The organism is Thalassospira sp. UBA1131, from assembly GCF_002311515.1.
Classification (GTDB): domain Bacteria; phylum Pseudomonadota; class Alphaproteobacteria; order Rhodospirillales; family Thalassospiraceae; genus Thalassospira.
On the sequence record NZ_DCAO01000091.1, the window covers coordinates 20521 to 29583 of the forward strand.

The window sequence follows — 9063 nt, forward strand, 5'->3', positions numbered from 1 at the left end:
GATGATTGCGTGATTTATCGCATGGGGCCGAATTCATGGATGGTGGTGCACGGATCGGGCACCGGGCATGAAGAACTGACCAAGGCCGCCATGGGCCGTGATGTGTCGGTTCGTTTTGATGACAACCTTCATGATTTATCGCTGCAAGGGCCGCTTGCGGTCGATTATCTGGCGGAATATGTACCGGGTATTCGCGATCTGCCCTATTTCCATCATACGCAGACGCAGTTGTTTGGCGCGCCCGTGATGATTTCGCGCACCGGCTATACCGGTGAACGCGGCTATGAGATTTTCTGTCGTGGTCAGGATGCCGGGATGATCTGGGATCGCATCGTTGCCGAGGGCAAGGATATGGGCATCATCCCGACCCGCTTTACCACGCTTGATATGCTGCGTGTTGAAAGCTACCTGCTGTTTTATCCCTATGATAACTCGCAGATGTACCCGTTCGAAAACGAAGGACCGGGCGATACCCTGTGGGAGCTTGGCCTTGATTTCACCGTCAGCCCGGGCAAGACCGGCTTCCGTGGTGCCGAGGAACATTATCGTCTGAAAGGCAAGGAACGCTTCAAGATCTTTGGCATCCTGTTTGATGGCAAGGAAGTCCCGGCCGAAGGGGCCGAAGTGTTCAAGGACGGGGCCAAGGTCGGTGTCGTGACCTGTGCGATGTATTCACCGCTTAAGGATCAGACCATGGCGATTGCCCGTCTGGCGGTTGATTGCGCCGAACAAGGTGTGCGGCTTGAAGTGACGGGTGAAAAAGGCATGCTCGGCGGAATGGCCCATACCATGCCATTTGACGACCCCAAAAAATTGAAAAGAACAGCCAAGGGTTAAGCCAAATGACCGGGGGCTGTCAGAGGCCCCCGGATCAACCGCCTGATCCCTTGGTTTCTGACAGAATGGGACCCGCTACCATGTCTGAGAGTCTTATCGAAGAGAGCATTCTTTCCCGTCCGACCTATGGCACGTTAAAAATCGTGCCCGGTCTGGCACATTATTTTCTGGCCGATGCATCCGGTGCCGAATGCGTTATCCGGGTCGTGCAGGAACTGCCGCGCGACATGATGGAAAAGGTACATATCCTTTATGTGCCGACCCCGGGTGAAGCCGCCCTGATTACATCGCTTTATGCGCTGGGTGCCAAGCGGTTCGAACATTTCCCGACTATTGACGAAGCCGTCGCCAAGCTTGGTGAATGGCTGTCAGACGCCAAGATGGGCAGCCAGCTTTATCTTGCCGGGACCGAAGGGCTGGTCGGGCAGGGCGTTGCCAAGGGGGAGGCATGTGGGCTGGATCATACCGCCGTGCAATGTGAGCATCGCGGCAGTCTGGCGCGTCGCGTTCAGTGTGTTCACTGCAAAACCATGATCGAGGACGTCACCACTCAGCCGGTCAAATGTCCGTCTTGCGATTTACTGTTGCTCGTGCGTGATCACTATTCCCGTCGTCTGGCGGCGTTTCAGGGAGTTTGCATCAATGCCGAAGACCCGTCTGAAGAAATCGAAATCAAGGAGGTGTTCAAATGAGTGCGTCCGATCATTTGATTCCGGTGGTTGTCAGCAACGTGGTCGAGGTCAACCCGATCATCAAACGGTTTGAATTCAAGCATGTGAATGGTGATGAACTGCCCGCCTTTTCGGGTGGGGCGCATATCGTTGTCGAGATGCTTGATGACGGCACGAAACGCAAAAATCCCTATTCGCTGATGAGTTCCCCGTTCGAGCGCGATCAGTATGCGATTTCGGTGCGCCGTGACGATACCGGGCGCGGTGGATCGAAATTCATGCATGAGCAGGTGCGACCTGGCATGCAGATGAAAATCTCTGCCCCGGTCAATCTGTTTGCGCTGGATCTGCGGGCGCGAAAGCACCTGATGATTGCGGGCGGCATTGGGATCACGCCGTTTATCGCACAAATGGCCCAGGCCGATAAGCTCGGCGTGCCGTTTGAACTGCACTATGCCGCGCGTTCAGTATCACAGGCGGCCTATATGGACAGCCTTGCCGATCGTTTTGGCGATCACGTGTCGTGCTATTGTGATGATCAGGGCGAGAGCGTTGATTTGGAAACGCTTTTATCCAATCAGCCCCTTGGCACGCATGTCTATGTCTGCGGCCCAAAGGGCATGATCGAACGGGTGGTCGAAACCGCCACAAGTCTTGGCTGGCCTGCCGCACACGTTCATTTCGAACACTTTCTGGCCCCGCCGGTTGGCGAGCCCTTTGAAGTGCATCTGGCCAAGGCCGGGATTGATATCACCGTGGGTGCGGAACAAAGCCTGCTTGAGGCAGTCGAGGCATCCGGAACCCCGATCAATTGCATGTGCCGGGGCGGGGCGTGTGGTCAATGCGAAACGGTGGTTGTCGCCTGCGACGGCGAGATCATGCACAACGACCACTGGCTTGATGAAGAACAGCGCGCGGCAAAGCAACGGATCATGCCCTGTGTTTCGCGGTTCCGTGGCAAACGCCTTGAACTTGATCTGTAAGGGGGATTTCAGTCATGACCATCCAGTTTAAGGACGAGAGCTTCCGCGGTGATTTCACCTACGCCAACAGTCCGTCAAACATCCCGCGTTTTCCGTTCCCGTTCCCGGGAGACGAATACATGTATTCGACCAATATCGAACCGCATCATGCTGCGCGTGCCGGCAGCCCGTTTGAAAATGCGTTTGATGTTGATGAACACTATGTCGCGGAAATGAAGGACCGCGCCCTTGTTCTGGCAGACGACCCCGGTCGGTGTCAGGCACTGCCGCATATGGAAACGGCGGGGTGGGACTTCCTTGAACTGGTGATGGTATCCAAGGCGCGCGACTATCCCGATCTGTTCAAACTGACCATGGATGGCGATCGCTGGCACTGGATCAACAAGCCGCTTCAGATCGACGATACCTTTACCTTTGGCGACAGTTCGACACTGCCCTGCCATCCGATGGAATATATCGGACGCCAGGTACAAGGCGATCACGCCATCCTTGATCAGCGCGATGGCAACCTTTGGATGGATGCCGGGATCATCACCGCACAGGCTGACTGGTCGCTTGATTTCGACATTGGCATGAATTTCTTTGAATGGCATGCGCCCGTGCCGCTGGCCCACGAACTGGGAGTGTTCCAGCGCGCTCTGAAATTCCTTTTGACCCTGCCACAGGGGCAGCCATCCCGGCGCCTGAACTGGACGCTGACGGTCAATCCACGTCTCGATACCAGCCCGGAAAATTATCCCAAATGGGGCCCGGACCGCATGACCGTGACACCGGAAAATATCGGTGAAAAGGTCCATCTGCGTGTGGAGCTTCAGACGTTTTGGCGCTTGCCGCGATCCAACGCGATCCTGTTTCCGATCCGAACATATTTGATGGCGATGAACGAAGTGGTGACCCAGCCGAAATGGGGGCGTCGCCTGCATCGTGTCATGCGCGATTTGCGGCCCGAACTTGTCGATTACAAGGGGCTGTCACGTTACCACCCGATCCTGGTCGAGTGGCTTTCACAATTTGACGACGGGGCGCCGACGTCACCGGGGATCTTCCCCGATTAACAAAGAACGAACCGGCACAAGCCGGGCAGAGGAGACGCAAAAACGGCATAACGCTTTTATTGGGGATTTAAGGCTATGACACTTCGTGTTGCAATTATTGGCGCCGGTCCGTCAGGCATGGCGCAGATGCGTGCATTTCAATCTGCTGCCGCCAAAGGGGCCGAAATCCCCGAGATTGTGTGTTTTGAACGTCAGGAAGACTGGGGTGGTTTGTGGAACTACACCTGGCGCACCGGTCTTGATGAATATGGCGAACCGATCCACGGATCGATGTATCGCTATCTGTGGTCGAACGGGCCCAAGGAATGCCTGGAATTTGCCGATTACACGTTTGAGGAGCATTTCGGCAAACCCATCGCATCCTATCCGCCGCGTGCGGTGATTTGGGATTACATCAAGGGCCGCGTTGAAAAGGCGAATGTCCGCCCGTGGGTGCGTTTCAGAACCCCGGTGCGCAGTGTTGAGTTTGATGAAGAAAGCCAAACATTTTTGGTGACTGCGCATGATTTGAAAAATGATGTGGTTTCGACCGGGGAATTTGATCATGTCATTGTTGCCAATGGTCATTTCTCGACCCCGAATGTGCCGGAATTCCCGGGTTTTGACACCTTTGGCGGGCGTGTTTTGCATGCCCATGATTTCCGTGACGCACTGGAATTCAAGGGCAAGGATATCCTGATCATCGGCACGTCCTATTCGGCTGAGGATATCGGATCGCAATGCTATAAGTATGGCTGCAAATCGGTGACGGTAAGCCACCGCACCAACCCGATCGGGTTTGACTGGCCCGATAACTGGGCAGAGGTCCCGCTTCTGACCAAGGTTGATGGCAATAAGGCCTATTTCAAGGATGGTTCATCACGCGACGTCGATGCGATTATTCTGTGCACCGGCTATCAGCATCACTTCCCGTTCCTGACCGATGATCTGCGTCTTAAGACCGATAACCGCCTGTGGCCGTTGGGTCTTTATAAAGGTGTCGTCTGGGAAGAAAATCCGAAGATGATGTATCTTGGCATGCAGGACCAGTTCTATACCTTCAACATGTTTGACGCGCAGGCATGGTTTGCCCGTGATGTGATCATGGGCCGCATTCCCTTGCCAGCCAAGGACGAGATGAAGGCCGACAGCAAAGCCTGGCGTGATCGCGAAGAAGGTCTTAAGGACGATCACGACATGATCTGGTTCCAGGGCGATTACACCGCCCATCTGATCGAAATGACGGACTATCCGATGTTCGATATCGAAGGGGTGAACAAGACCTTCGAGGAATGGGAACATGACAAGGCCGACGACATCATGGGCTATCGCAACAAGTCCTATCGCTCGCTGATGACGGGCAATATGTCACCAGCCCATCACACGCCGTGGCTGGACGAACTTGATGACAGCCTTGAAGCCTATTTGCAGGTTGAAAAGAAAACGGCTGCCGAATAGGCAGCCGACTTTCAGGACTTTCAAAGAAGCGGGCGCAAGTCCGCCGTCTCCCTTAACCAAACTCGCAGTCACCCCCACAGTCGACATGGCTGCGGGGTTTCTTTTGGGGGTTATAAGCCGCGGGATTCAGGACCGCGGCTTTTCCTTTTTGGGATCATAATGCGGGAAGGCGGTGATGATGGCGGGCAGGCGGACCATATGTCCGTCAAGCTTGCCAATCTCGACCTCGGTGCCGATATCGGCGTGCGCGATATCAACCCGCGCCAGTGCGATATTCTTGCCGAGAATAGGGGATCGCACCGCACTGGTGATCACACCGATCTGCGCACGTCCGATATGAACGCAATCACCATGGCCGACGGTGACATTGCCATCAATCTCGATCCCGACCAGTTTGTGCGATGGATGTTCCTTGCGCCGGATCAGGGCGTCACGACCGATAAAGTCATCTTCCTTTGATTTAAGCGGCACGGTAAAGCCGATCCCGGCTTCAAACGGATCGGTCTGATCGGAAAATTCATAATCGGCAAAGATCAACCCGGCCTCGATCCGAACCATATCAAGGGCTCCCAATCCCATCGGCGTCAGGCCGTGTGGTTTACCTGCCGCCCAGATGGCGTCAAAGACGGTAATGGCATCCTTGGGATGGCACCAGACTTCATAACCAAGTTCGCCGGTGTAGCCGGTGCGGGAGACGACAACAGGCGCGCCTTTGGCGTCACCGATCCGGCCGATGGTGAATTTGAACCAGTCGACTTCATCGATGGATGGCTGATGCGGTGGGGTCCAGATGACTTCGCGCAGGATATCGCGGCTTTTGGGCCCCTGAACGGCGATGTTGTGCATCTGATCGGTTGATGAGCGGATCAGGACATGCAGGCCAAGTTTTTCGGCCTGTTCACGCAGCCAAACACCGCTGTAATCATCACCGCAAATCCAGCGGAAATTATCCTGCCCCAGACGCAACAACGTGCCGTCATCAATCATCCCGCCATGCGGATAGCACATCGCGGAATAGACGACCTGCCCGATGCCAAGTTTTTTGACATTGCGCGTCAGGCAATATTGCATCAGTGCTTCGCTGTCGGGGCCGGTGATTTCAAACTTGCGCAAGGCAGATAGATCAATGACCACGGCCTTTTCCCGGCAGGCATAATATTCTTCGATCATGCCGTGGCCGGTATATTCATGGGCCAGCCAGAAACCCTTATATTCGACGAAGTTGCGGGTCAGTTCGCTTGTGCGCGGGTGGAAGGCGGTTTCTTTGGTCATTTTTGCTTCGGCCTCTGCAGTCGGGCGCCAGGCAACGGCGTGGCTGAATTTTTCAGCACCATCGTAACTTCGGATATGGATGTCGGTCGGTTTCCAGGCATTGGCCGCGGACGTGTCATCCGGGCAGGCTGATGACACACAGACAAGGTCGGTCATCGCACGCAACAGCACATAATCGCCCGGACGCGACCAGGGCTGATCGGCATACATCACGCCGTGATCATCAATGCCGGTATTGAAAAAGAAATTGATCGCCATCCAGCCGGCCCGCGGATCAACACCATGTTTGGCAAGGGCCGCGTTGAAATTGTCCGTGCAGTTCACATGACCGGGATAGCCGATATCATCGTAGTATTTCGCAGCACAGGCCATAGCAAAGGCGTCATGGCGCCCGCAGGTGTCTTGAACGACCTCGACCAGTGGATCCATGTCCTGATCATAGTATTTTCCGTGCAGGCCCGGCATCGGATAGGCATGGCCCATCAATGTGCGTGTGGTGGTCACATCCAGCGGGTTCTGAATGCTGCGATCAAGTTTACGCGCATCAAAACACTGAAAATCGGTGCATTGCCGCCCATCAACATCAAGAATCTGGATGTAATCCCCGGCCTTGATTTCATAGGCCTCGGCGGTGGCCGAATGCACACGCAAATCCACAACCGGATCGGCCAGCGGATCGGGCAGGGCGAAGCTGTAGGTATCAGAATGATGGGCGCGCTTGATCAGGGCGGTGATCGGTGTTGCGGTATTATGCGCATCGATCCGCATCAGCGGTGCCGGGGTGGCAATGATGACAAATCCGTCAAGCTGGATGGTCAGTTCGACCGTATCACCGGGTGGGCTGGCATTGCCAAAAAGCCGGTGGGCAAGGCAGGTTTCAAGTTTGATATCGCGTTTGCGCAAGGTCTTGGCAAAGCGCGTCAGGCTGTCATCAAACGGATCAGACAATAGATCCATCAAGCCGTGCGGCGCGCCATGTGCCAAAGGTTCAAAAATCTCGGGCCGTGCGGCGCCCGATGGTGTCAGGCCGATCAGCTCGACCGATTGCATGCCTTCGCAATTGCGCAGTGCGAGTTGATCGCCCTCGCGCACCGAAATCATGATCGCGCCGCGTCCGGGAATTTCATAGCGTTCGCGATTGCGCGCCATCGCGGTGCGTCCGGCATTGATAATGCGACTGGGGCGCGCAGCGCGGACAGCGTGCGGATAGGTTTCCGGTGTTCGGGCAAGGTCGATCATTGTGGCCTCGTGTGCGGTGAATGATCTGAAAGCGGCGAGCCTGAAGGGTATTTGGTGTTTTTACTTTATCGGGAAAAGGCAGAGAGGCCAGTTTTGACACTGGCCTCTCGCTGTGTCAGTTGAGCAAAGCAATAACCCAAGGGTTCAGGGCGTCATTGTATTGCTTTGCATCAATCAGATTACATGTCCTTGTAGGCTTTGTTCTCGTGAATGGCCATCGAGGCGATGGTCCAGATGCACACGCCAACACCAACAAGTGTAAGCGCCACGAGCAGAGCCGGTTTGTCAGCAAAGGTGAAGTAGGCTTCTGCACCTTCCCAACTGGTAATCGGAGCTGAGTTCATGTTTCAGTTTCCTTGTTTCAATGTGTCAGGATGATCTTACTCAGCCGGGGTCGGCGAAGTCGGATCGTTGGCGAATGCCGCCGGAACGGTGCTTTCCGGATATGCACTTACCGGTACTTCTGCCTTGTCGAGGCCAGCCACTTCTGCCTGTTCAGACACACGCAGCAGACCAACAAGCTTCAGAACCAGGGACAGAACGTAGCCCGGTGCGAAGCCAAGGATCATGAAGACGACAGCACTTGAAAGCTGACCAACAAACGAGATCTCCGGACCGGCAACGTTCTGGTAGCCAGACGCAAAGATACCGGCCATGACCAGACCCCAGACACCGCCAAAGCCGTGGACGGCAACCGCGCCAACCGCGTCGTCGATCTTGAATTTCTCGACAAGGATGTCGTTGAGTTTCGGCATGACGCAGCCGCCGCCAAAGCTGACGAGGAAGGCAAGACCCGGATAGTAAAGGTCAAGTGCCGGTGCAGAGGAAATCACACCGATCAGGGCGCCAGACATCATCCAGAACGGATCACGAGTGACCAGATACGCACCGATCATGCCGCCTGCAACGCCCATCAGGGTGTTGAATGCGAATGCCGACAGGGTTGCCGGGGTGTTGTAAATGGTCATCCAGGTATCGCCGGTATAGATGATGCAGCCGCCAAGGAAGCCGAAGAAGCCCATAACAATGAGCATCAGGCCAATCAGCGACATCGGCATGTTGTGGCCGTTGATGTTGTTGACTGTGCCGTCGGCATTGAAGCGACCGATACGCGGGCCGAGGTTGATCAGAACACCAAGAGTGAAGAAGCCGGCGATGGTGTGAACGGCACCCGCCGCACCAACGTCATGCAGGCCCCACTCGGTGGTGAGCCAACCATCCGGATGCCAGCCCCAGGATGCGCCAAAGACCCAGACCACAGCGCCCAGGAACAGGGCGAGGATGGTGAAGCCGGAAATACGGATACGTTCGATCACCGAGCCCGACATGATCGAGGCAGTGGTTGCCGCAAACAGCGTGAAGGCCGCATAGAAGATACCCGACGCGTTATCCGTCAGGTTCGGACCCATATATTCGCTCCAGGGCAGGCCTGCCTCGGANNCTCGGTGGTGAGCCAACCATCCGGGTGCCAGCCCCAGGACGCGCCAAGGATCCAGACAACGGAACCAAGGAAAATCGCAAGGATGGTGAAACCGGAAATACGAATACGTTCGATCACCGAACCCGACA

At 55.5% G+C, this 9063-nt stretch carries 8 protein-coding genes; 5 read left to right on the forward strand and 3 right to left on the reverse strand.

Annotated features, from left to right (window positions below):
• The 5 genes from B3Z49_RS13895 to B3Z49_RS13915 all read left to right on the forward strand — a co-directional run.
• The coding region (locus B3Z49_RS13895) for an aminomethyltransferase family protein (RefSeq protein WP_296991950.1) at positions 1 to 837 on the forward strand (837 nt) is incomplete at its 5' end.
• Positions 838 to 917: 80 nt separating this feature from the next.
• On the forward strand, positions 918 to 1529 hold the full coding sequence (locus B3Z49_RS13900) for a dimethylamine monooxygenase subunit DmmA family protein (RefSeq protein WP_296991951.1): 612 nt from the start codon (positions 918 to 920) through the stop codon (positions 1527 to 1529).
• Entirely contained in the window at positions 1526 to 2491 is a 966-nt protein-coding gene (locus B3Z49_RS13905) for a PDR/VanB family oxidoreductase (protein ID WP_296991954.1), read from the forward strand. Before B3Z49_RS13900 ends, B3Z49_RS13905 begins: the two co-directional genes overlap by 4 nt.
• Positions 2492 to 2505: 14 nt before the next feature.
• The gene (locus B3Z49_RS13910; protein WP_296991956.1) at positions 2506 to 3546 is read left to right on the forward strand and encodes a heme-dependent oxidative N-demethylase family protein; all 1041 of its coding nucleotides are present in this window, start codon (positions 2506 to 2508) and stop codon (positions 3544 to 3546) included.
• A gap of 75 nt (positions 3547 to 3621) precedes the next feature.
• The gene (locus B3Z49_RS13915; RefSeq protein ID WP_296991958.1) at positions 3622 to 4983 is read left to right on the forward strand and encodes an NAD(P)-binding domain-containing protein; all 1362 of its coding nucleotides are present in this window, start codon (positions 3622 to 3624) and stop codon (positions 4981 to 4983) included.
• 126 nt (positions 4984 to 5109) lie between these two features.
• On the opposite strand, the gene B3Z49_RS13920 is transcribed toward B3Z49_RS13915, so the two are convergent.
• From B3Z49_RS13920 to B3Z49_RS13930, 3 genes are all read right to left on the reverse strand, one after another.
• Positions 5110 to 7494: a DUF1989 domain-containing protein gene (locus B3Z49_RS13920; protein WP_296991960.1), complete on the reverse strand. Its 2385-nt coding sequence runs from the start codon at positions 7492 to 7494 to the stop codon at positions 5110 to 5112.
• A gap of 179 nt (positions 7495 to 7673) precedes the next feature.
• Entirely contained in the window at positions 7674 to 7838 is a 165-nt protein-coding gene (locus B3Z49_RS13925; RefSeq protein WP_165374900.1) for a hypothetical protein, read from the reverse strand.
• Between the two features lie 36 nt (positions 7839 to 7874).
• Complete coding sequence (locus B3Z49_RS13930) at positions 7875 to 8903, reverse strand: ammonium transporter (RefSeq protein ID WP_296991963.1); 1029 nt, start codon at positions 8901 to 8903, stop codon at positions 7875 to 7877.
• Positions 8904 to 9063: the final 160 nt, after the last annotated feature.